Below are 21,755 nucleotides of genomic sequence, written 5' to 3' on the forward strand. Positions count from 1 at the left end.
TGACTGACTGACTAATAAAATTATCAAGAGCTGCTGGAAGCTCTGTCAATTTCCCCCCCCTAATTGGGAATAATTGCGATAGGGTTAGTTTCATAGCGGTATCTCCTTAACGTGGGACATTATGTAAATTTGTTAAGTTTTCAGCAATCCATGCACCTATGTTCAACTAGTAGATCCTTATTAGTGACTTTTTCAGTATATCTGTAAACACTATAAAAAAATATAAAAATACATAAAAAACAAAAAATAAATTTTCATTTTTAACTTAAAAAAATATATCCAGGTGACATCCCTTTATATTTCAACACTTTTTATTCCTTTTTTTAGACTGCCATGTACTTCAATGGCATGCTCTTGAAAAAGATCAGAATCTGCATAAGAAGCAAGGTAAGTACCGCTTGGATAAACCACGAGATCGGCTAATTCTAATGATGCTAGCAATTTCTCTTTTGTGTAATTTTCCGCTTTAAGTTCTTTGTTTTCTTCACACCATTTTTTGATATATGGCAACACATATTCAACACAGGCATTCTTCCACAAACTGTCAAAGTCTTTTTGATTTTCCACAATTTGCGCGGCAGCCTTTCTCGCTCGAGTCCAGGAAGCCTTATAATCTACTTCTACTTCAAGAGTAAGGAGCAGCTTTGTTCCTAGCCAATCGACACTGCCGGTAAAGGTTTCATCGTGTTTATCTAAAGTGATTTCGCCGAGAATATCGTCTTGAATAATTACCGGTTTTTTCAGCTCAGCTAAGAAATCTTCTAACAACTGATTTTTAGCATTGACTTCTAATATTTCTAAAAGACTCGCTCCATGCTTGTCTGCTTCGTTCATAGCAACCTTAATTTTGTAGATCGTTTCGTCATAGAAGAATCGCTTGTACTTTTCGTCTTCATTTTTCGGATACCAAGCCACATTAAACAACTTATCGCTTAGTTTTCCAGTATAGGGATCAATATGCGCCAAAGTGGTACAAACCTTAATAGGCTTCTTATGTTCTATCCTTAAGCCAGAATCATCTTCCACGAGAATATAGACTTCCTTCACGTCGGTGTAATAATCGTCTTTGTAATAAGATGTCATCTTTAAACCTCCTCTTGCTAAATCGTTATAATGTTATGCTGGTTATGTTGTTATCCTTATCTAAAACCACTACGATTTGTATCCCGATAAATATCTGCTTTTTATCTTCAAAATACAGGTGAAAGTCCAGATTCTCATCAATATAAATCTCTTTAAGTTTTAAAATCTGTAACCATTCTTCTTTAGTCAAATTCTTAGGTTCTACTCCAGCGCGATCATAAAGAGATTCAAGATTTGCATAAATGGCCAGTCTACATTTTTCCAGTATGGCTTCCATACTATTATTAACCTCTTTTAGTCGAACAAGAGCCTTATCACTGCCATTAACAATATCTACATAAACTTTCTTGCCTTCAATGGATATTTTTCCAACAAAAACGTCCATTCCTTGTACCTTTTTAAAGGTTCCTAGTTCCTTATCCTTAATCACTTTTGGCTTACTGGCTTCTATTGCCATTGATGCTATTTCTGTATTTGACAATCCATCTTCTATTACTTCTGTAATAAGGTAAGTATCCTAGTTTGCTTCACTTAACTTTTTTCTAACCTTTGCATGATAAATTTGGTATGGCTCGAAATTATAGAGTTTCCCTTTATAGTTTGGGTTTTCGATACGATCAATAACCCACTCAAGTGTGCCTTTATTTGTATCTAATGTATCTGTTTTGAGGTGATAAATTCCGCTATACCACTGAGCAGGCATCCCATATCTTGTTTTACTTTCTTTATTTCTAAGTGAAGCAAAACCTTTATCAACAATTTCTATAAAAAATAAAATTTCCGTTTCTTCTTGAGCAAACTGATCGTGATAGGCCTTAATGGCTTCAGCTTCTGTAAGCTTCCTAAAATCTATTGGCGTTACCATAAAAGCGTCTCCTTTTAAATATGCCAAGATTCATCGTACCAATCTTCATCACTATTTATACTAAGTTCAAAATCTAAGCTTTCTACGTTTAACTCTTGCTGAATCTTCTCAAATGCAAATTTTCCAAATTTAATGAGCGTGTTATGCCAACCTCTAAGCGAACATGTTAATTCCCTTTCTAAGAAAGAACTCAACTCAAAATCGGCAGGATAATAATTCCTTAAACTTGATCTTGTTCTAAAAGTCTTGGCAATTTCTGTATCACTCAGCTTTGCGTTTTCCAAAAGTTCTTCATCACTCCACTTTTTAGAAATCCTATGCAACTTTAGGGCATTTCGCTTGCTATCAAAATTGATTGCAGCACATTTGACTTGTTTATCTATCCAAATATTGGCTGTATAGATAATATAATCTGGCTGTTCTCTTTTTAATTTTTCAATCGATTCATCTAACAATATTTCTAGTTCATTAAAAAGTGTAAGTCCTGTTTTCTGAATACTATTTTCATTCATCTTCGCCCTCTGGCCACTCATCACCTTCACACCGACAAACAAAATCATAGTGCATACTTTCAAAGGCATCATATGGTAACGACTCACCATCTTTCGTTAAACCATAACCTTCAGTATCAAATAATTCATTCATATACGCTAAGGTATCATGAATTCCCTCTTCTTTTGCTTCGCTTAACATATTTGCGAGGATTTCTTTTTGTTCTGCTGTCAGTTGTTCAAGTAGGTTATTAATCTCTTTATTGGTTTCGGTGTGCGGATATCCTGTTCCAACCACCCACTTAGCCTTTACTGTTCTACGTTTTTCCACTAAGCCATCAATAAAATCTTTATAACTTTCTAGTAAATTATCCATCTTTATATCTCCTACCTACTCCAAATTTTATCGTACCGATTTAGCTTTTTTATGGACAAAATCTAAAATTTGAGGAATCTTGCTACAGCTTTATTTTCATATATCCTCCGACACATCAAGAAGCTATGGTTAAATTTTTGCAGCTACTATTCAAATTCACTTTCATCCACCAAACTACAAATAAACTCTTCAAAATTATTTGCAAGCACAGTAATTGAATAATTATCTGTTTCATCAATCAATGAAACTCTAGGTTCTCCCGTTTTACCTGACTTCATATAATCAAGAAATATTAGTTGATGCCCTGATGTTGGCGTATCACAAATCACGATACCAATATCTGGATAACCCCACTCATTTTTCCAATGTTTATCACCCAACTCACCACATAATGAATACTGTTCACTTTTTCCAACACTAAATATCGTGTCTATCATAATATGATCTTTTGCCCATGAATTTTTTTGTTTTGTTGGATAACAATTTTTGATCGGCCTGCCACCATTATGTTGTTTCATCAACCAAAGATATGCTTCAGGCAACTTATAGCCTAATTCACTTTCAATAAACTGTATCAATTCATCAGTTATCTTTTCGTGATGAACGTCATTCTCTTTTTCCCAAAATGTATTGATATCTAGATCTTCAAGATGGCGATTACTGTTCGGTTTATAAGACTTTGGTAATTCTTTGACTTTTAGCTTTTTTTCTTGTTTCTTCAAAGCATAATCACAATCTTGACTTGCTTGTTGGCAGGCTTGAAGAATTCTATTTGGTAATTCATTGGAAGGATCTAATTCAGCCCATTTTTTTATATATGGAATAGCGCTCTCTTCCATTTTAAGATATTGATATACGAATGCCATTTTCATATACCATCGAGCATCATCTTTCCCTTTATCCTCTATAGAAAGAAGAATCTCTAACGCTTTTTTAAGAATGGCAACTTTTTCTTCTGAATACTTATATTCTAAGCCACTGTATCCACCTTCCCCCAAAACAGCAAAGTTTGCATAAGCATGTGCTAAGCAATAATAAAACTCATAATTTCGTCTTTCTTCTGTGGTTTCTTCCAATTTTTCAATAACAAATTCATATTGATGTGCATTTGTTAAAGCAGTGAACTGTTCAAAGAATTTTTCATAATTTTCTGGAACGTATTTAACCAGTTTCTTCTTGGCCATACTCCACCTTATCGCTATTTATTTAAATATGGTCAAAATAGTACCATTAAAAAGTAGGCAATACCTATTTACATTGCACTAAAATCTACAATAATCACCAAAATGTACTGAACATTACGCTTCAAAGGCAGAAGTCCGATTCAAGATTGAAAAGGGATAGAGAAATTTGAAAAATATAATATTTTCAATATAGTTATATAAAAATCTATATAGAGTCATTCTGCTGGAGGTGACTAAATGAATGGTCTAATAATTTTAGTTGCCGGACTGTTGCTTCTCATAATAATCGAGAAGCTCATAACTCGGAATTGGTTAGGTCTGTTCCTTTTGGTGATTACCTTAATATTAATTTTTGGTATTAACTGATACAGTAATACTTAGCATTTATAGCATCTTTATCCTCGCCAATTTGATCTTCTTCTTAACATATTTATAATATTTAGCTTTATGTTATTGATAGGAGGCATTATGGCAGAAAATACAAAAGCAGTAGAAAACACTCTGAATACTTCCATTGATTTGCAAAATGTAGATTGGCATTCCCTTTTCAGTCAACAACAGTTGTTAAACTTTTTCCATGATTGGGTTGTACCTTATTCTTTAAAAATTTTATTAGCGATTGTTATCTTCTTAATCGGGAAACGCTTAGCGAGATTTATTAGTAAATTGCTTGGTGCAATGATTAATCGCACAGTGAAAGATGAAATGTTAAGTGAATTTATCCGCTCTATTTCATATTTTGCTCTGTTATTAATCGTGGTAATTGCCGCGCTTTCGCAACTAGGTATTAATACCACTTCATTAGTTGCATTAATTGGTGCTGCCGGTTTAGCCATTGGTTTATCGTTACAAAACTCATTACAAAACTTTGCCGCAGGTGTGATGATTTTAATCTTTAAACCTTTCCGTAAAGGTGATTGGATCGAAGTCGCTAGCGGCGCAGGTACAGTGACACAAATTGGCTTATTAATGTTGGAATTGCGTACCGGTGATAATAAAACGGTTTTAGTACCAAATAATCAGATCTTTACGCAAAAAATCACTAACTATTCAATGAATAAAACTCGTCGTATCGATTTTATTTTTGATATTTCTTATGAAGCCGATATTACTAAAGCGAAAGAGATTATTGCGCGTTGTTTAGCGGAAGAACCTCGTGTTTTAAAACACCCTGAACCATTAATCGCCGTCGGTGCATTGGCAGCAAGCAGTGTGCAATTATTTGTGCGTCCTTGGGTTAATACTGGCGATTATTGGAGCGTACATTACGCCATTATGGAGAAAGTTAAAATAGAATTTGATAAGGCGGGAATTGATATTCCATTTAATCAATTGGATATTAATCTTACCAGTAACCAAATTGAAGCTATTGAGAAGAATAGTGAACAAAAATAAGTGAAAGAAGTGCGCTAATTTGGCGCACTTTTTTATTGTTGTAATAATCGCTTGGTCTGTTCAGTTTGTGGATCGGCAATGACATCTAATGTTTCGCCATATTCTAAAATTTGCCCTTCGTGTAATACCAATAATTCATCTGAAATATGCTTAATAATGCCAATATTTTGCCCGATATAAATATAAGCAATGCCTAATTGCTCTTGCAGTTTTAGTAACAAATTAATTAATTGTGCTCTTACTAACGAATCCAACGAGTTTAATGCGTCATCCACAATAATCACTTCCGGTTCAAGGATTAACGTCCGCGCTAACGCAATACGCTGTTTTTGACTAATAGTTAAGTCACTAAAACGAATATTGGCATGAATCGGTGATAAACCCACTAGACGTAGAGTTTGAAATATTTTGTGGTTTCGTTCCGCTTCGGATAATGGAGTTGCTAAACGTAACGGTAAATCCAACGTTTGCCCAACATTAAGATGAGTATTAAAAGTTGCATTCGGATCTTGAAACAACATTCTGATATGTTTAGAACGAAAAGAATAATCACCGAACTTTAATAGGCGATCTTTAAAATAAATCTCACCTTGGCTAGGTTCAGTAATCCCGACAATCATCTTGGCCAATGTTGATTTCCCTGAACTATTTTCACCAATAATCGCTAACGTTTTGCGTTGTTCAATTTGGAAAGAAATATCTTTCACTGCATCAAAGGCACGATTAAATAATGCATTACCACTAGCAGGAAAGGTTTTCGTTAAATTTTCAACACGTAACACCACTTCACTCATTGTTATTACTCATCTTTATCTATTTCATTCGCTTGAATGGTTATTGGTTCAATTTTCTCGGCTGCAACGGAATGAACACGCATATTTAGCGGATAATAACAAGCGTATTCATGTTGTTTCACCCGACGTGTTGGCGGTTTAGTAACACATTTCCGTTGTGAAAATGGACAACGAGGCCCTAAACGACAACCAATTGGCAAATTAGTCAATAACGGCACCATACCAGGTAAAGCATTCAATTGTGTTTTTGGCCCTAGCGGCACATTGTAATCTGGATTTGAGTTCATCAAAGCTTTGGTATAAGGGTGATAAGGGGATTCCATAATCATCTCTTTTGGCCCTGACTCTACCGATTGCCCACAATATAAGATATTAAGCGTATTACACCATTCGCTTACTGATACCAAATCACTACTTAAAAATAGAATCGTAGTACCATGATTTTGGTTCATCGCTAACAATAAACGATAAATTTGTGTTTGCGTGTTGGTACCTAAAGTGTTAATCGCTTCATCCGCAATTAAAAGGCGCGGTTGATTGGCAATCGCCATCGCTATCATCACTTTTTGCCCTTCACCTTCGGTAATTTCATCCGGATAACTGCGCATAATATCGCGGTGATCCCGAATACCTACGCGGTGTAATAATTCCACCACTCGCCGTTTTTTCCAGCCAAACCAGCGCCACCACTTCCCTTTAAAAGTCCAGTTCGGAATACTTTGCCTTAGCTGTGCGCCAATCGTTTTACTTGGATCAAGATACGTCAGCGGATCTTGATAAATCATCGAAATTTGCCGTCCAACCAATTTACGCCGTTTAGAGGTAGAAAGTTTCAACAGTTCAACATCATTAAAGCGAAAACGGTCTGCACTGATGATCCAATCCTCTTTTACCGCGTTACAAATCACTTTAGCGATCAAACTTTTTCCTGAACCTGACTCCCCCACCAAGCCATACATATCTTCTTCATTCAGCGTCAAATTGACATTATCAACAATCCGCACTTTGCCATTGGCGATTTTAATATCAATACATAAATTACGAATATCTAATAAAGCCATAAGATCTCCCGTTTATGAATGATATTTATGAAAAGCACGCAATAAGCTATTGCTTAAAATAATAATCACCAGAATAGATAGCATAATCGCCGTTCCCGGTAATACCACTGCCCAAGGCGCAATATATAATAAATCTAATGCGTCACGAATCATTGCACCCCATTCTGGAACAGTAGAAGCTGCACCCAAAGAGATAAAACTCAACGCACTCACATCCATAATCGCTAAAATAAAAATTCTGGAAATTTCTCTGACAAAAACAGGGAAAATATTCGGCACAATAGTCTCTTTTAACAGTAAATATTTGGAAATTCCTTCTAAACGTAACAACACCACATAATCTTTTTGCAGCTCTTGTTGTACCGCACTATCAATTTGATGAATAAAGTGCGGTAATAACGCTAGAAAAATCGCCAACATCGCATTTTGTAAACCGCTATCCATTAAAGCGGCAATAATAATCGCCACCAATAAAATTGGAATGGATAAAAAGATATCGCCAAGATATTTTAAAGTTCTGGATTTCACCCCTTGATTGATGCCGACTAATAAACCTAATACACCACCAAGCAATAAAATAGCTAACACAATTAATAGTGCTGAACCAAAGGTGTAATGCACGCCCCATAAAAGGCGACTAAAAAGATCGCGGCCAATATCATCTGTGCCTAATAAAAAAATTAAATCTCCGGCTTTATCCCAAAATGGCGGAATTAACTCTTTACCGATAAATTGTTGATCTGGCGAATAAGGTGACAAATAAGGTACTAAAATCGCAATAGCGACTAATGCTGACAAACAAAATAGACTAAACAGCGCAATTTTGTCTTGTCGAAAAATAGACCAGATTGCAGAAATGGTATTGGTTATACGGAAATCTTCTGCGCGTTGCTCAATCATACCAAGCCTTTTTCTTATAAGGATCTAATAAAAATTCACTTAGATCTGCTAATAAATTAATCATTAATACAATCAATCCTATCACCATTACCCCAATCGCTACCGCATTGTAATCTTGTTCTGATAATGCCGCGATCAACCATTGCCCAATGCCAGACCAATTAAAAATATTTTCAATCAACATACAAGAAGCAAAAGTTAAGGTAAAAGTACGAATAATTTGTGGCAAAATCGGCCCTAACGTATTACGCAACAGATAAATCCGTAACACACGCATTTTTGACCAACCGCGAATTAAAGCACTTTTCGTATAATTCGCCGATACCACTTGATCAGCACGATATTGTGTAAGTCGAATAATCTCCATCATTGGTGTAATCATCAATACCAACGTTGGTAGTGCTAAATGTTGTAATACACTTTGCACAATTTTGATGCGATAAGGCTCTTCCACAAACCAAACATCAATAATCGCAAAACCTGTTATCGGTTTAATATCATATAAAGCGTTATATTGCCCAACGGAAGAGATCTCCCAATTATAAATCGCGGCTAAATACAACAAGATTGGCCCTATCCAGTAAACAGGAATAGATAATCCCACTGAGGAAACACCACGAATAAAACTGCCCACCGAACCTCGATTTAATGCGCCGATAAAGCCTAATGGAATACCAAATAGTAACGCTAAAAAAAGTGCAGCAATACAGAGTTCTAAAGTTGATGGTAAAACTAACAGAATTTGATCTCTTAATAATTCACCGCCAACATAAGTGATACCAAAATCGCCGCTAAGCAGTTGATTAATATAACTAAAATATCCTGCAAACAACGATTTATCAAACAACACTTGGTTCAATGGATCTTTCAACATTATCCAATAAGAGATCATTGTTAATACGATTAATGAGATAAAAATTAATAATAATCGTCTGATCAATGCAACCATCATTTTTGCACCTCATTTAACGATAACGCTCTAAAATGGATATTGCCGAATGGTGTCATATTAATACCTGCGACTCGGTTATTCGCAACCAACACATTATTAACCGTAGCAATTGGAATAATCGGCACCTGACGCACAATAATTTGCTGCGCCATATCATAATCTAATGAACGTAATAGCTGTACATCTGTTTGTAACGCTTTTACTAATAACGCATCCATCGGCGGATGACACCAGCTACTTAAATTGGAAATGGTACTTTGTGAAGGGCAACTTAAAATTGGTCGTAAAAAACTATCAGGATCCAAGTTATTGGTTACCCAACCAGTTAAAATCATATCGTAATCGTCTTTGCCTTCTTCTACACGTTTTTTCAAGAAATTATATGAAACAACCTTGATATTGACCTTAATACCCACTTTAGCCAAATCATATTTAATCATCTCGGCCATTTTTATCGGATTAGGGTCGTACACCTGTTCCTCATCAATCACCCAAAATGACAACGTAAGATTTTTATTAGTTAATAAGGAACGTGCTTTCTCAGGATCATAGTCATAATCAAAAGCGGTAGCATTAAAGCGTGATGCCCACGAAATCTGCGGAATAATCGATTGTGCCACTTTCGCAGTACCATAATAGATATGTTTAATAATACGTTGGCGATTAATTGCAAAGGCAATCGCACGTCTAGTATCAACATTCTGCATCACTTGACGTTTCATATTTAAAGCAACAAAAGCCAAATTCATACTATCAGACACGCTAATACGCACGCTCGGTAACCGTTCATTTAACAACTTTAATTGGCTGGCATCTGGAAACGCCACAATATCGCATTCACCATTTAAAAATTTCGCCAATCTGCCTGTTTTTGTCGTCGAAACATCAATCACGACATTCTTAATATTGGCACGTTCTCCCCAATACTCATCATTACGGACTAACCGAACGTTGCGATCTCTAAAGTAGCTTTTTAATTGATAAGGCCCTGTTCCTACTGGCAATGTATCCAATTGCGCTAAGTTATCATCGGCATTTAATTGCAAAGCATATTCATAGGACAAAATAACCGCATTTGGCCCAGATAAATGCGAAAGTACCGACGCATCTGGCGACACTAAATGAATTTGCACTTGATAAGGATTAATTGCGACAACTGATTCGATCTTATTTCTTAACCGAATACTTTCAAAATAGGGGAAATGTTTATTTTTGGCTTTTTCATTAAATAATGCATATTGTGAAACTTTACTGCTATTCGTATTCACATTTTCGTCTGCAGGAAAGATCCCATCATTTTTACCAATAATGCGATTTAATGAAAAGACAACATCCTCAGCATTAAAATCACGTGTCGGAGTAAACCATTCCGTCTTATGAAATTTCACTCCACGACGAAGATTAATAGTGATAGTTCGACCATCTGTCGAAAGATAATAAGAGGTCGCCAACGACGGAACTACGTGGTTATCGTTGCCACTTAATTCAAATAACTTATTATAAATCTGATCGGCAACAATATTAGTATTAGTGCCGATATCCGCTGTTTGTGGATTTAAAGAAACGGGTAAAGAATGAGTGCAATAAACTAACCCATTATCTAACACTTGTTTCGGTACGCTCGGCGCAGCAAGCGCAAAACCTGCCCCAAATAAGCCAAGCCAATACAGCACAAAATATCTTGATAAAACCATAATAAAACCAGTGCGATGCACTACATTCAATCGATACATTGATGAAAACAGCATATTAACGAGTGAATTTTCCTTTGTAAAAGGAAATACTAGCTATTAGTCGATTAATTCAACAAAACGACGATCTTAATCAATACTCTGACGAACAGCAAGTTATCAACCAGCATTCAAAAATGTATCAAAAATAGATTAAATATTTAAAATTAATTAAAAAAATGTTTCCTAAAACGATTTAGCTTGCAACAATTTGGTCTATTTTTTAGGCACCTAATCAATTTTGATTATTTTTTTATTGTATAAAATAATTATTAAACTAAGATCAGCGCTGCTGTTATCATTTGTGGCAATGATAATAAAGAATATTGACTTTTTTATGATTAATAATTTTAGGACACATTTATGATTAATTTATTTGAACAAACTGATCCAAGCCGTCGTCGTTATGGCGTGGCTGCTTTTGTTGGGATCTTTGCTGGCTTACTTTCTGCTTTCGTAAAATGGGGTGCTGAACATCCATTCCCACCACGTAGCCCATTAGATCTTTTTACTGCAGCTTGTAAAGATCCATCACAAGCATTAGAGGTTTGCTCACGTGCTTTTTTAAATCCACCACACGTATTTTTAAGAGATTATTTAGGTATCGATCCTACTGCACCTGCATTTACTTTTGCAGATCAAGCATTTAACTGGATTGGTGTTACTCACATTATTTTCTCTTTAGTGTTCGCTATTGCTTACTGTATCGTTGCAGAACGCTTCCCTAAAGTGAAATTATGGCAAGGTGTACTTGCAGGGATTATTTGTGATATCTGTGTTCACTATATCTCATTCCCACTTTTAGGTTTAACACCACCTGTTGCAGAATGGCCATTCTATGAACACGTTTCAGAGTTTGTTGGTCATATCTTCTGGTTCTGGACAATTGAATTAGTTCGTCGTGATTTACGTAACCGTATTACTCACGAACCAGACGCAGAAGTGGCTCTTAGCCAAGCACGTTAATTACGTAAATTCCTTTTATCAATAACATTCATACACTAATTAGAATACGCTTTGATCGTCGATTAAAGCGTATTTTTCTATTTAGCTTCTGATTAACTCCTTGATCTGACTAAATTTAAACCCATATTACATCGCCTGTTTTTCTCTTTTGTACAAATAAGCTACACTATAAAAAATCATTTTTTAGGCGACAAATATGCTAAGAACGTTACAAAATGAACTTGATAATCTGATTGAACATAGTTTAGACCAAACCTTACGTTTAGCAGTAACTGGACTAAGTCAAAGTGGGAAAACCACCTTTATTACAGGTTTAATTAATCAACTACTCTCGTTAAATACTACTGATAATCCGCAACTTCCTTTATTTAGTGCCGCACGTAATCAGCAAATTGTCGGCGTAAAACGTTTAACACAAAAAAATTGGACTTTGCCACGTTTTGAATATGAAGAAAACCTGCTCTCGCTAGAACAATCGCCGCCACGTTGGCCACAATCAACCCGCGGTTTAAGTGAAACACGTTTAGAAATTCATTATCAGCACAAACAAAGTTTGTTACGCCATTTCAAATCACAAGGCGTATTGTATTTAGATATTTTTGATTATCCCGGCGAATGGCTTTTAGATTTACCATTGTTATCGCAAAACTTTCAGCAATGGTCGCTGGCGATGCAGCAACTGCAACAAGGTGAACGTAAACAATTAGCGGAACATTGGCTGCAACAACTACAAAAATTGGATCTTACTGCACCGGCAGATGAACATGTGTTGGCACAATTAGCGAAAAATTACACTGATTATTTACACCAATGCAAAGCACAAGGTTTCTATTTTATCCAACCGGGTCGTTTTATCTTACCCGGTGAGGCAGAAGGTTCGATTGCTTTGCAATTTTTCCCATTAATTCATTTAACTTCTGAACAATGGCAACAACTGAGTAAATCAGCCGATAAGAAAAGTTATTTTTATGTATTACAACAACGTTATGACTTTTATCGTAATCAAATCGTAAAAGGGTTTTATCAGCAACATTTCTCTCGTTTTGATCGACAAATTATTTTAGCCGACTGTTTAACTGCGCTAAATCATAGCCGTCAAGCTTTTGTCGATATGCAAATGGCATTACGAGCGCTGTTCCAAAGTTTTCATTATGGACAAAGAAATTTTTTCAATCGCCTATTTGCACCAAAAATTGATAAGTTGCTCTTTGCTGCAACTAAAGCCGATCATATTACTACTGAACAAATTCCAAATTTGATCAGTTTGTTACGTCAATTAGTACAAGCCGACGGTGAACATTTGCAGTTTTCTCATATCGAAGTAGATTTCACTGCCTTAGCAGCTATTCGTGCCACACAACAGGTTATTGTCGAAGAAAAAGGAGAAAAATTTAAAGCAATTCAAGGTGTCAGAAGCCGCGATAAAAAACTAATTACCTTGTTTCCTGGTAGTGTGCCAACGCGCTTACCTACAGCTGATTTCTGGCATAACTCCACCTTTGAATTTGATCAATTTGAACCGCAACAAGCCGTCAGCGGCGAAGCCTTGCCACATTTACGTTTAGATGCAGTATTAGAATATTTGTTAGGAGATAAATTAAGATAATGCAAGAGAAAAAATTGTTTCAAGCAACTACAGAATCCAATACACACGAAGAAGCTCATCAAGCTAAACGTGAGTTTCATTCTGCACAAGTAGCGATTGATGAAGAAGCGTATCAAGAAAATAGCCAACCGGAAAACGATTTACAATATGCGCTACAACGCCCTCTTTCTTGGTGGCAAAAAGGTTTACTAGGTACCGGACTACTCTTTTCTGTTGCCGTCATTGCACAAGCCATTCAATGGCTAATCGACGCTTGGCAGCAACATCAATGGATCAATTTCGCCTTTGCCTTAGTTTTTAGCAGCATTGTTACCTTAGGTTTTAGCGCTATCATCAATGAATTTCGTCATCTACGCCAACTAAAAAAATTAGCGTTATTACAGCAACAAAATAAAAATGTACAAACGCAATCTGCCGCTACCACAACAATGGTTTCTGCGAATGAAGGAGCGAAAATTACGCAACAATTAAGCCAATATATGCAAATTTCTACGCAAGATGCTAAATATCAACGCTGGCAGCAATTTGCTGATCAAGGTTACACACCACAAGAATTACTACGTTTGTTTAGCGAGGAATTTTTACATCCTATTGATCTACAAGCACAAAAAATTATTAATAAACAATCTATTGAGTCTGCACTCATTGTCGCTATTAGTCCGTTAGCCTTGGTAGATATGTGTTTTGTTGCCTGGCGCCATCTGCGATTGATAAATAAATTAGCCAAATTATATGGCGTAAAACTGGGCTATTTTAGCCGTATTCGTCTGATTAAAATGGTGCTGTTTAATATTGCTTTTGCCGGTGCTACCGATGTAATGCGTGAAATTGGTATGGATTGGTTCTCACAAGATTTAACTGCAAAATTATCTGCTCGTGCGGCACAAGGTGTCGGTGTAGGTTTATTGACCGCTAGACTTGGGATTAAAACGATGGAACTTTGTCGCCCTGTGCCTTTCACTGCACAAGAGCGACCAAAATTACACACTATTCATAAACTGTTATTAACAGAGGTGAAAACGGTTATTAAGGATAATCTGTTTAATAAAAATAAGCAGACCACTGATCTATAACCCCAACGCATATTTCAACGCTTTCCGCTTCACCATACCGGCACGCTCTGCTGCTAATAAAGCCATATTACGCGCTACCTTAATTGGCAATAATGGTGAACGGAAAGTTTTATAAAAAATATCCATTGTTGATTGCATCAATAAATTATCGTAATAACGTTGCTGCTGATAACGTTTGAGAAAATCATCTTGGCTTAATGTGCGATCTTTTTGCAAGGCTGCCGCCACATTATCCAACAAGCATTTCACATCTTTAAACCCTAAATTAACACCTTGTCCTGCCAATGGATGAATACTATGCGCAGCATCGCCAATCAAAATCACACCATTTTTATAATATTGCTGTGCATGACGACGTGTTAAGGCAAAACCACCACATTTTATTGCTGTTACTGCTCCCAAACGTTTTGGAAAAGCAGTTGTAATAGCTTGCGTTAATTTTTCCATTGAAAGCTGCTGTAATTGCGCAATTTTGGCTGGTGTATCATACCAAACTAAACAAGCCTGTTTTCCTTGCAATGGTAATAATGCACGCGGCCCTGTTGGATAAAATTGCTGCCAAGTCATCTCTTGCTGTTCAGCTTCAGTTTCTACCAAAATTAATAAGCAATCTTGCTGATAACGCCAACCTGTTACGCCAATTCCCGCTAATTCTCGCCATTGTGAATTGGCGCCATCTGCGGCAATCACGCGCGTACTACGAATACATTCGCCAGTAGTTAACGTTAAATGCCACTGCTGTTGTGCTCGTTCTGCTTGTTTAATTTGCGTATCAACGCAGTAATCGACATTCGGTAATGCCTGAAATTGCTGCCATAATCCTTCTTGAATTAATTGGTTTTCCACCATATAACCAAGTTCTGGCAACTGTAATTCTTCTGCAGAAAATGTAGTAGAAAATCCCTCAATTTCCCAAGTGCTTAATTGACGATAAGGACAAACTCGGCGTGCTTTGATATAGTCCCACGCCCCTAATTTTTCTAATAAACGCACCGAACCTAAGCTAATCGCCGAAATTCGTAAATCATAATCTTGCTCTGTGCAAAAATGAGGTAATGGCGATCGTTCAATAACAAAAATATTTAACCCTAATTTAGCCAATCCTGCGGCACAAGCCGCACCGACCATTCCCCCGCCAACGATAATAAAATCATAATTTTTATATTGTGCGTCCATCTGTTTACCCTAATTTAATGACTCGGCATCTATTCTACTCCAAAAGAGGATACTGCCTAAAACAAAATCATCAATATACCTCAATGAAGTGCTAGAGATTATGCAGATAAATCGGTAGAATAGCGTCCGATTTTCACAATACCGCTATGTTCAATAGCATAATTTTCATTATTTCAATCATTTAACTTTCGATAACCACAATGACGCAAAAATTACATATTAAAACTTGGGGTTGCCAAATGAATGAGTATGACTCAGCAAAAATGGCAGACCTTTTAAATAGTACACATGGTTTAGAACTTACTGAAAATGCTGAAGAAGCAGATATTCTTTTATTAAATACTTGTTCTATTCGGGAAAAAGCACAAGAAAAAGTATTCCATCAATTAGGACGTTGGAAAGATTTAAAGAAACAAAATCCTGATTTAATTATTGGTGTTGGCGGTTGTGTTGCATCACAAGAAGGTGAACATATTCGTGATCGTGCGCCTTATGTTGATATTATTTTTGGGCCGCAAACCTTGCACCGTTTACCTGAAATGGTAAATCAAATTCGTGGTGGTAAGAGTGCTGTGGTTGATGTCAGCTTCCCAGAAATTGAGAAATTTGACCGCTTACCAGAACCACGTGCCGAAGGCCCAACCGCCTTTGTTTCCATTATGGAAGGTTGTAATAAATATTGTTCTTTCTGCGTTGTACCTTATACACGCGGAGAAGAAGTTAGCCGCCCGGTAGATGATGTGTTATTTGAAATTGCTCAACTAGCGGAACAAGGCGTACGTGAAGTGAATTTATTAGGACAAAACGTCAATGCTTATCGTGGCCCAACTCACGACGGCGGTATCTGTTCTTTTGCAGAGTTATTACGTTTAGTCGCAGCTATCGACGGTATCGATCGTTTACGTTTCACTACTTCACACCCAATCGAATTTACCGACGATATTATTGATGTTTATCGTGATACACCTGAACTTGTGAGCTTCTTGCACTTACCGGTACAAAGCGGTTCAGATCGTGTTTTAACAATGATGAAACGTAATCACACTGCATTAGAATATAAAGCGATTATTCGTAAATTACGTGAAGCTCGCCCAAATATTCAAATCAGTTCTGACTTTATTGTTGGTTTCCCGGGTGAAACTGAAGCTGATTTTGAACAAACAATGAATTTAATTGCACAAGTCAATTTTGATATGAGCTTTAGCTTTATCTATTCACCACGTCCGGGTACGCCGGCAGCTGATATGCCAGATGACGTTACAGAAGAAGAGAAAAAACAACGTCTATATCTGTTACAAGAACGAATTAACCAACAAGCTGCACAATTTAGCCGCCGTATGTTAGGTACTGAACAACGTATTTTGGTGGAAGGTCCATCGAAGAAAGATATTATGGAACTCACCGGACGCACTGAAAACAACCGTATCGTGAACTTTGTTGGTTCACCAGAGATGATTGGTAAATTTGTTGATGTAAAAATTACCGATGTTTATACCAACTCTTTACGCGGTGAAGTTATTCGTACCGAAGATGAAATGGGCTTACGTGTTCAACAATCGCCGCAAGCAGTAATGCAACGTACTCGTAAAGAAGACGAACTTGGCGTTGGGCATTACCAAGCGAATTAAACTCTCTTTTCCCTACTCAAATTGAGTAGGGAAAATAATTGCTGAAAAAAAGTACATTTCACCAATTAACTACCAAGAACATTTTCACAAGATCGTGTTTTTGTGCTATTTTTACCGTTCGCTTTACTGCGCTTACGCAAAGTGAGTTAAATTTTTACTTCATTAATGATAAGGAAAACAAAATGGGTCTTATTTCTACAGCATATGCAGCAGATGCCGCACCACAAGGTGGTGGTATGCAAATGATCTTTTTATTGGTCATTTTCGGTTTAATTTTCTACTTTATGATTTTCCGCCCACAATCTAAACGTAATAAACAACATCGTGATTTAATGGCTTCATTAGCAAAAGGCGAAGAAGTCTTAACTAGCGGTGGTTTATTAGGAAAAATCACTAAAGTTTCAGCAGAAAGCGATTATGTTGTGATTGCACTTAACGATACTAACGAAGTGACTATCAAAAAAGATTTTATCGTTGCTGTATTACCAAAAGGTTCTATTAAATCACTTTAATTTTTTCATTTTCATAAAGGCATTAAATTGTGTTAAATCGTTATCCTTTATGGAAGAATCTGATGGTGATCTTCGTGGTCGCCATCGGCATTTTATATGCCCTTCCAAATCTTTATGGTGAAGATCCTGCAGTCCAAATTTCTGGTACGCGTGGACAAGTCGCCACCGAACAAACCCTAACAGAAGTTCGTCAAGTAATAGAACAAAATAAGTTATCACTTAAATCTATTGCGTTAGAAAACGGTTCTATTTTGGCTAAATTTAGTAGCACGGACGAACAACTTCTGGCAAAAGATAAGATTTTAGAAAAATTAGGCAATAACTACTCTGTTGCCCTTAACCTCGCCCCAGCAACACCAACTTGGTTAACCGATATTGGTGCTGGCCCAATGAAACTTGGCTTAGACTTACGCGGTGGGGTACGCTTCTTAATGGAAGTTGATCTCAAATCAGTGTTAGTTAAACAACAAGAACAATTACAAGACAGCCTCCGCACAGAATTACGTAAAGAAAAATTCGTTTATAAAGCGATCCAATCCGGCGACAATTATTCAACAGTTATCACACTTGCCGACAATATCTCACCTGACGAAGTAGTGCGTGTTTTAAAACGTAAACATGCGAACTGGGATATTATTAGCAATGGGCAAAACGTTACTCTTACCCTATCTGAAACCGAACTTTCTCGTTTAAGAACCAGTGCAGTTGAACAAAACATCACTATTTTACGTAAACGGGTTAATGAATTAGGTGTTGCAGAACCAGTAGTACAACAACAAGGTGCAGAACGTATTGTGGTTGAATTACCAGGGGTACAAGATACCGCGCGTGCGAAAGAGATCTTAGGCGCTACCGCAACGTTAGAATTCCGTATGGTTAACCAAACTGCTAATGTGGCTGCGGCTGAAAATGGTATGGTGCCATCAGATTCCGAATTACAACACGATCGCAACGGCAGACCGGTGGTAGTGTATCGTAAGACTATTCTAGGTGGTGAACATATTACCGATGCCAACTCTGGTAATGATGAATATGGTCGCCCGCAAGTTAATATCTCATTGGATAGTGAAGGCGGTAACATTATGTCGGAAGCGACAAAAACTGCTATCGGTAAACCAATGGCTACTGTTTATAGTGAATATAAAGACAGTGGTGAAAAAGACGCTAACGGTAAAGCGATTTTAACCAAACACGAAGAAGTGATTAACGTCGCAACTATTCAATCTCGCCTTGGTAATACTTTCCGCATTACTGGGATTGACTCACCTGCTGAAGCGCAAAATCTTTCTGTATTGTTACGTTCAGGTGCATTAATCGCGCCAATTCAAATTGTTGAAGAACGTACTATTGGGCCTTCATTAGGTGCACAAAATATCGAACAAGGGTTAAAAGCGAGCGTTTGGGGTCTTGCGATTGTTGTACTCTTTATGTTGGTTTACTACCGTAAATTCGGTTTAATCGCGAATGTTGCCTTAATTGCCAATATTGTGATCCTTGTCGGGGTAATGTCATTGATTCCGGGAGCAACCTTATCAATGCCAGGGATTGCCGGTATCGTATTATCGGTCGGGATGTCCGTCGATGCCAACGTACTGATATTCGAGCGGATCAAAGAAGAACTGCGTAATGGTCGCAGCGTGCAACAAGCGATTAATGAAGGGTATAGTGGTGCATTCTCAAGTATTTTCGATGCAAACTTAACCACTATTCTCACCGCGGTTATTTTATATGCAGCAGGATCAGGTCCGGTAAAAGGTTTCGCCATCACTTTATCTCTTGGTGTTGCCATTTCGATGTTTACCGCAATTACTGGTACACGTGCCATTGTAAACTTCCTCTACGGTGGTAAACGAATCAGTAAATTATCGATTTAGAGATGGAATCAATTAGAATGAAAAATTCAACAAATGTAGATAATCAAGTAGAAACTCTGAATGATATCAAGCTACCTTATAAGCTAATTCATTTTATGCGTTACCGCTTAATTGGATATGGCTTTTCATTATTGGTAGTTTTAATTTCATTGTTTTTTATTGTGACCAAAGGCTTTAACTGGGGGCTTGATTTTACAGGTGGTACCGTTATTGATACCACTTTCTCACAACCAGCTGATCTACCTAAACTACGTCAAGTATTGGCGGAAAATGGTTTAGAAAGTGCGGTAGTGCAAGCTTCTGGTGGCGTTCGTGATGTAATGGTTCGCGTACCGGCATCATTTAATGATCCGAACTTAGGGAACCATATCAAAACAATCCTCAGCGATAATATTGATAAAAACGTAAATATTCGCAGTATTGAATTCGTAGGGCCAAATGTTGGTGAAGAACTTACCACCTCTGCGATTTATGCGACTTTACTCACTTTAGCGATGTTATTGGTTTATGTCGGTTTTCGTTTTGAATGGCGTTTGGCACTTGGTGGGATTCTTGCGTTGGCACACGACGTTATCGTTACCTTAGGCGTATTCTCTATGCTACAAGTGGAAGTCGATTTAACTTTCGTTGCGGCAATATTGTCGGTTATCGGTTACTCGTTAAACGATAGTATCGTGGTATTTGACCGCGTGCGTGAAAATTTCCGCAAAATTCGTCGTGCTTCAACCGTTGAAATTATCAATATTTCATTAAGCCAAACTTTATCAAGAACCTTGATGACTTCAATTACCACCTTAATCGTGGTAGTAGCGTTATTGCTATTCGGTGGTCCAACTATCCACAGTTTCTCATTAGCGTTATTAATCGGGATTGGGTTTGGTACTTATTCATCCATTTATATCGCGATTGCCCTTGCCCTCAATTTTGGTCTAAAACGGGAACATATGTTACCGCCAAAAGTGGACAAAGAAGGCGCAGATCAAGAAGCATTATTACCATAAAAAAATTATCAGCCGTACTACAATGTACGGCTGATATCATTTTTACTGATACTTTTATATAATAGCTACAATTTTTCTCCTCAAAGGAATACAAATATGCGTCAAAAAAAGATGATGAAATCACTCGATGCAATTGATCTCAAAATTCTGAATGAACTACAACACAACGGCAAAATTTCTAATATCGAATTATCAAAACGCGTTGGCCTATCCCCAACACCTTGTTTAGAGCGGGTAAAACGCTTAGAAAAGCAAGGTATTATTATGGGCTATCGTGCCTTACTTAATCCTGAATTATTAGATTCTCCGCTCTTAGTCATTGTTGAAATCACATTAGTACGCGGTAAACCAGACGTATTTGAAGAGTTTAATCGTGCAGTACAAGATTTAGATGAGATCCAAGAGTGTCACCTAGTTTCTGGTGATTTTGATTATTTATTAAAAACTCGTGTTGCCGATATGGCTGCCTACCGTAAATTGCTCGGTACCACATTATTACGTTTACCGGGAGTAAATGACACCCGCACTTATGTAGTAATGGAAGAAGTGAAACAAACCAACTACTTGCTATTAAAATAAACTCCTTTCCTTTCCTTTCCTTTCACCTCACTTTCTTTGAAGTGAGGTTTATTTTTTTTCAATGTTGCTATTTCGTCAAAGCAATTTTTGTTATTGAGATAAGAATTGTAAATTACTCACTAAAATGCACTGAACTTCACGCTTCAACAGCAGAAGCCCTCTTCAAGACTGAAGAGGGTTGGGAGATTTGACAAGTCTAGCCTTTTCAATAAGTTAGCTTAAATGAACTAAAATTAATTTTGATGAAGTTGATGAGAAGTATCAAACATTAAAAAACACTATCTCTTTGTAGTGATCCACTAATTTAACAGTCCCTGATAGGTTGTTTTGCGAAAACGGGTGGTAATCCCTGATTGTAAGCATGAGGACGAACAGTATTATAATAAAATACATAATTCTTAATGTCCTCCTTCGCTGCCGACAATGAAGCATAACCCCCTTTTAACATCCATTCATATTTAAAACTTCTAAACCAACGCTCCATCGGCGCATTGTCCCAACAATTACCT

At 37.0% G+C, this 21,755-nt stretch carries 22 protein-coding genes; 9 read left to right on the forward strand and 13 right to left on the reverse strand.

Going from position 1 to position 21,755, the window contains the following annotated elements:
• Positions 1–294: 294 nt before the first annotated feature.
• The 6 genes from QS62_RS06090 to QS62_RS06115 all read right to left on the reverse strand — a co-directional run bounded on the left by QS62_RS06090 (position 295) and on the right by QS62_RS06115 (position 3,999).
• Positions 295–1,083, reverse strand: coding sequence for a DUF2262 domain-containing protein (locus QS62_RS06090; RefSeq protein WP_066107441.1), 789 nt, complete (start codon positions 1,081–1,083; stop codon positions 295–297).
• A 25-nt stretch (positions 1,084–1,108) separates the two neighbouring features.
• Positions 1,109–1,564, reverse strand: a complete 456-nt coding sequence (locus QS62_RS06095; protein WP_156550082.1) for a DUF2262 domain-containing protein — start codon at positions 1,562–1,564, stop codon at positions 1,109–1,111.
• Between the two features lie 36 nt (positions 1,565–1,600).
• Positions 1,601–1,948 carry a DUF7021 domain-containing protein gene (locus tag QS62_RS06100; protein ID WP_066107446.1) on the reverse strand — a complete coding sequence of 116 codons (348 nt, stop codon included), beginning with the start codon at positions 1,946–1,948 and terminating at the stop codon, positions 1,601–1,603.
• A 14-nt stretch (positions 1,949–1,962) separates the two neighbouring features.
• Positions 1,963–2,460, reverse strand: coding sequence for a hypothetical protein (locus QS62_RS06105; protein WP_066107449.1), 498 nt, complete (start codon positions 2,458–2,460; stop codon positions 1,963–1,965).
• Positions 2,453–2,815 (reverse strand): DUF6547 family protein, encoded by a 363-nt coding sequence (locus tag QS62_RS06110; RefSeq protein ID WP_066107452.1) that lies wholly within the window; start codon positions 2,813–2,815, stop codon positions 2,453–2,455. Before QS62_RS06110 ends, QS62_RS06105 begins: the two co-directional genes overlap by 8 nt.
• 146 nt (positions 2,816–2,961) lie before the next feature.
• A complete protein-coding gene (locus QS62_RS06115) occupies positions 2,962–3,999 on the reverse strand; it encodes an SMI1/KNR4 family protein (RefSeq protein ID WP_066107455.1) in 1,038 nt (345 codons plus the stop codon).
• Between the two features lie 468 nt (positions 4,000–4,467).
• Between QS62_RS06115 and QS62_RS06120 the strand changes: the two genes are divergently transcribed.
• Positions 4,468–5,394, forward strand: coding sequence for a mechanosensitive ion channel family protein (locus QS62_RS06120; protein ID WP_066107458.1), 927 nt, complete (start codon positions 4,468–4,470; stop codon positions 5,392–5,394).
• Between the two features lie 32 nt (positions 5,395–5,426).
• Here the strand turns inward: QS62_RS06120 and QS62_RS06125 are convergent, their stop codons facing one another.
• From QS62_RS06125 to QS62_RS06145, 5 genes are read right to left on the reverse strand one after another with little or no spacing between them, the layout of a single operon-like run.
• On the reverse strand, positions 5,427–6,188 hold the full coding sequence (locus QS62_RS06125; protein ID WP_066107461.1) for an ATP-binding cassette domain-containing protein: 762 nt from the start codon (positions 6,186–6,188) through the stop codon (positions 5,427–5,429).
• Positions 6,189–6,193: 5 nt separating this feature from the next.
• A complete protein-coding gene (locus tag QS62_RS06130) occupies positions 6,194–7,249 on the reverse strand; it encodes a peptide ABC transporter ATP-binding protein (protein ID WP_066107463.1) in 1,056 nt (351 codons plus the stop codon).
• 12 nt (positions 7,250–7,261) lie between these two features.
• Positions 7,262–8,149: an ABC transporter permease subunit gene (locus QS62_RS06135; protein ID WP_066107466.1), complete on the reverse strand. Its 888-nt coding sequence runs from the start codon at positions 8,147–8,149 to the stop codon at positions 7,262–7,264.
• The gene (locus QS62_RS06140; protein ID WP_066107469.1) at positions 8,142–9,101 is read right to left on the reverse strand and encodes an ABC transporter permease; all 960 of its coding nucleotides are present in this window, start codon (positions 9,099–9,101) and stop codon (positions 8,142–8,144) included. Before QS62_RS06140 ends, QS62_RS06135 begins: the two co-directional genes overlap by 8 nt.
• Entirely contained in the window at positions 9,098–10,795 is a 1,698-nt protein-coding gene (locus QS62_RS06145; RefSeq protein WP_066107496.1) for an ABC transporter substrate-binding protein, read from the reverse strand. Before QS62_RS06145 ends, QS62_RS06140 begins: the two co-directional genes overlap by 4 nt.
• A gap of 399 nt (positions 10,796–11,194) precedes the next feature.
• On the opposite strand from QS62_RS06145, the gene QS62_RS06150 reads away from it, so the two are divergent.
• The 3 genes from QS62_RS06150 to QS62_RS06160 all read left to right on the forward strand — a co-directional run bounded on the left by QS62_RS06150 (position 11,195) and on the right by QS62_RS06160 (position 14,476).
• Positions 11,195–11,797, forward strand: a complete 603-nt coding sequence (locus QS62_RS06150; protein WP_066107472.1) for a YagU family protein — start codon at positions 11,195–11,197, stop codon at positions 11,795–11,797.
• Positions 11,798–11,993: 196 nt separating this feature from the next.
• Complete coding sequence (locus QS62_RS06155; protein WP_066107474.1) at positions 11,994–13,403, forward strand: YcjX family GTP-binding protein; 1,410 nt, start codon at positions 11,994–11,996, stop codon at positions 13,401–13,403.
• A complete protein-coding gene (locus tag QS62_RS06160) occupies positions 13,403–14,476 on the forward strand; it encodes a YcjF family protein (protein WP_066107477.1) in 1,074 nt (357 codons plus the stop codon). The genes QS62_RS06155 and QS62_RS06160 overlap by 1 nt, the downstream gene beginning before the upstream one ends.
• On the opposite strand, the gene QS62_RS06165 is transcribed toward QS62_RS06160, so the two are convergent.
• Positions 14,471–15,652 (reverse strand): FAD-dependent monooxygenase, encoded by a 1,182-nt coding sequence (locus QS62_RS06165; RefSeq protein WP_066107480.1) that lies wholly within the window; start codon positions 15,650–15,652, stop codon positions 14,471–14,473. The two genes, QS62_RS06160 and QS62_RS06165, sit on opposite strands and share 6 nt — an antisense overlap.
• A 200-nt stretch (positions 15,653–15,852) precedes the next feature.
• Here QS62_RS06165 and miaB point away from each other — a divergent pair, with 200 nt between their 5' ends.
• From miaB to lrp, 5 genes are all read left to right on the forward strand, one after another.
• Positions 15,853–17,280, forward strand: coding sequence for a tRNA (N6-isopentenyl adenosine(37)-C2)-methylthiotransferase MiaB (gene miaB / locus QS62_RS06170; protein WP_066107484.1), 1,428 nt, complete (start codon positions 15,853–15,855; stop codon positions 17,278–17,280).
• Between the two features lie 182 nt (positions 17,281–17,462).
• On the forward strand, positions 17,463–17,792 hold the full coding sequence (yajC, locus tag QS62_RS06175) for a preprotein translocase subunit YajC (protein WP_065235001.1): 330 nt from the start codon (positions 17,463–17,465) through the stop codon (positions 17,790–17,792).
• Between the two features lie 29 nt (positions 17,793–17,821).
• Complete coding sequence (secD, locus tag QS62_RS06180) at positions 17,822–19,666, forward strand: protein translocase subunit SecD (protein ID WP_082966143.1); 1,845 nt, start codon at positions 17,822–17,824, stop codon at positions 19,664–19,666.
• A 17-nt stretch (positions 19,667–19,683) separates the two neighbouring features.
• Positions 19,684–20,667, forward strand: a complete 984-nt coding sequence (gene secF, locus QS62_RS06185) for a protein translocase subunit SecF (protein WP_066107489.1) — start codon at positions 19,684–19,686, stop codon at positions 20,665–20,667.
• A gap of 96 nt (positions 20,668–20,763) precedes the next feature.
• Positions 20,764–21,246, forward strand: a complete 483-nt coding sequence (lrp, locus tag QS62_RS06190) for a leucine-responsive transcriptional regulator Lrp (protein WP_066107493.1) — start codon at positions 20,764–20,766, stop codon at positions 21,244–21,246.
• Positions 21,247–21,550: 304 nt separating this feature from the next.
• On the opposite strand, the gene QS62_RS06195 is transcribed toward lrp, so the two are convergent.
• A partial coding sequence (locus tag QS62_RS06195; RefSeq protein WP_156550084.1) for an integrase core domain-containing protein occupies positions 21,551–21,755 on the reverse strand: 205 nt, incomplete at its 5' end.

It is taken from the genome of Gallibacterium salpingitidis, from assembly GCF_001678495.1.
Lineage (GTDB): Bacteria > Pseudomonadota > Gammaproteobacteria > Enterobacterales > Pasteurellaceae > Gallibacterium > Gallibacterium salpingitidis.

Excerpts from the sequence above, each read along its gene's own strand:
- QS62_RS06125 (WP_066107461.1), bottom strand. The coding sequence starts at position 6,188 with ATGAGTGAAGTGGTGTTACGTGTTGAAAATTTAACGAAAACCTTTCCT.
- QS62_RS06150 (WP_066107472.1), top strand. The coding sequence starts at position 11,195 with ATGATTAATTTATTTGAACAAACTGATCCAAGCCGTCGTCGTTATGGC.
- QS62_RS06115 (WP_066107455.1), bottom strand. The coding sequence starts at position 3,999 with ATGGCCAAGAAGAAACTGGTTAAATACGTTCCAGAAAATTATGAAAAA.
- QS62_RS06145 (WP_066107496.1), bottom strand. The coding sequence starts at position 10,795 with ATGGTTTTATCAAGATATTTTGTGCTGTATTGGCTTGGCTTATTTGGG.
- QS62_RS06130 (WP_066107463.1), bottom strand. The coding sequence starts at position 7,249 with ATGGCTTTATTAGATATTCGTAATTTATGTATTGATATTAAAATCGCC.
- QS62_RS06165 (WP_066107480.1), bottom strand. The coding sequence starts at position 15,652 with ATGGACGCACAATATAAAAATTATGATTTTATTATCGTTGGCGGGGGA.
- QS62_RS06120 (WP_066107458.1), top strand. The coding sequence starts at position 4,468 with ATGGCAGAAAATACAAAAGCAGTAGAAAACACTCTGAATACTTCCATT.
- secF (WP_066107489.1), top strand. The coding sequence starts at position 19,684 with ATGAAAAATTCAACAAATGTAGATAATCAAGTAGAAACTCTGAATGAT.
- QS62_RS06100 (WP_066107446.1), bottom strand. The coding sequence starts at position 1,948 with ATGGTAACGCCAATAGATTTTAGGAAGCTTACAGAAGCTGAAGCCATT.
- miaB (WP_066107484.1), top strand. The coding sequence starts at position 15,853 with ATGACGCAAAAATTACATATTAAAACTTGGGGTTGCCAAATGAATGAG.
- lrp (WP_066107493.1), top strand. The coding sequence starts at position 20,764 with ATGCGTCAAAAAAAGATGATGAAATCACTCGATGCAATTGATCTCAAA.
- yajC (WP_065235001.1), top strand. The coding sequence starts at position 17,463 with ATGGGTCTTATTTCTACAGCATATGCAGCAGATGCCGCACCACAAGGT.
- QS62_RS06155 (WP_066107474.1), top strand. The coding sequence starts at position 11,994 with ATGCTAAGAACGTTACAAAATGAACTTGATAATCTGATTGAACATAGT.
- QS62_RS06090 (WP_066107441.1), bottom strand. The coding sequence starts at position 1,083 with ATGACATCTTATTACAAAGACGATTATTACACCGACGTGAAGGAAGTC.
- QS62_RS06105 (WP_066107449.1), bottom strand. The coding sequence starts at position 2,460 with ATGAATGAAAATAGTATTCAGAAAACAGGACTTACACTTTTTAATGAA.
- QS62_RS06110 (WP_066107452.1), bottom strand. The coding sequence starts at position 2,815 with ATGGATAATTTACTAGAAAGTTATAAAGATTTTATTGATGGCTTAGTG.
- QS62_RS06160 (WP_066107477.1), top strand. The coding sequence starts at position 13,403 with ATGCAAGAGAAAAAATTGTTTCAAGCAACTACAGAATCCAATACACAC.
- QS62_RS06135 (WP_066107466.1), bottom strand. The coding sequence starts at position 8,149 with ATGATTGAGCAACGCGCAGAAGATTTCCGTATAACCAATACCATTTCT.
- QS62_RS06140 (WP_066107469.1), bottom strand. The coding sequence starts at position 9,101 with ATGATGGTTGCATTGATCAGACGATTATTATTAATTTTTATCTCATTA.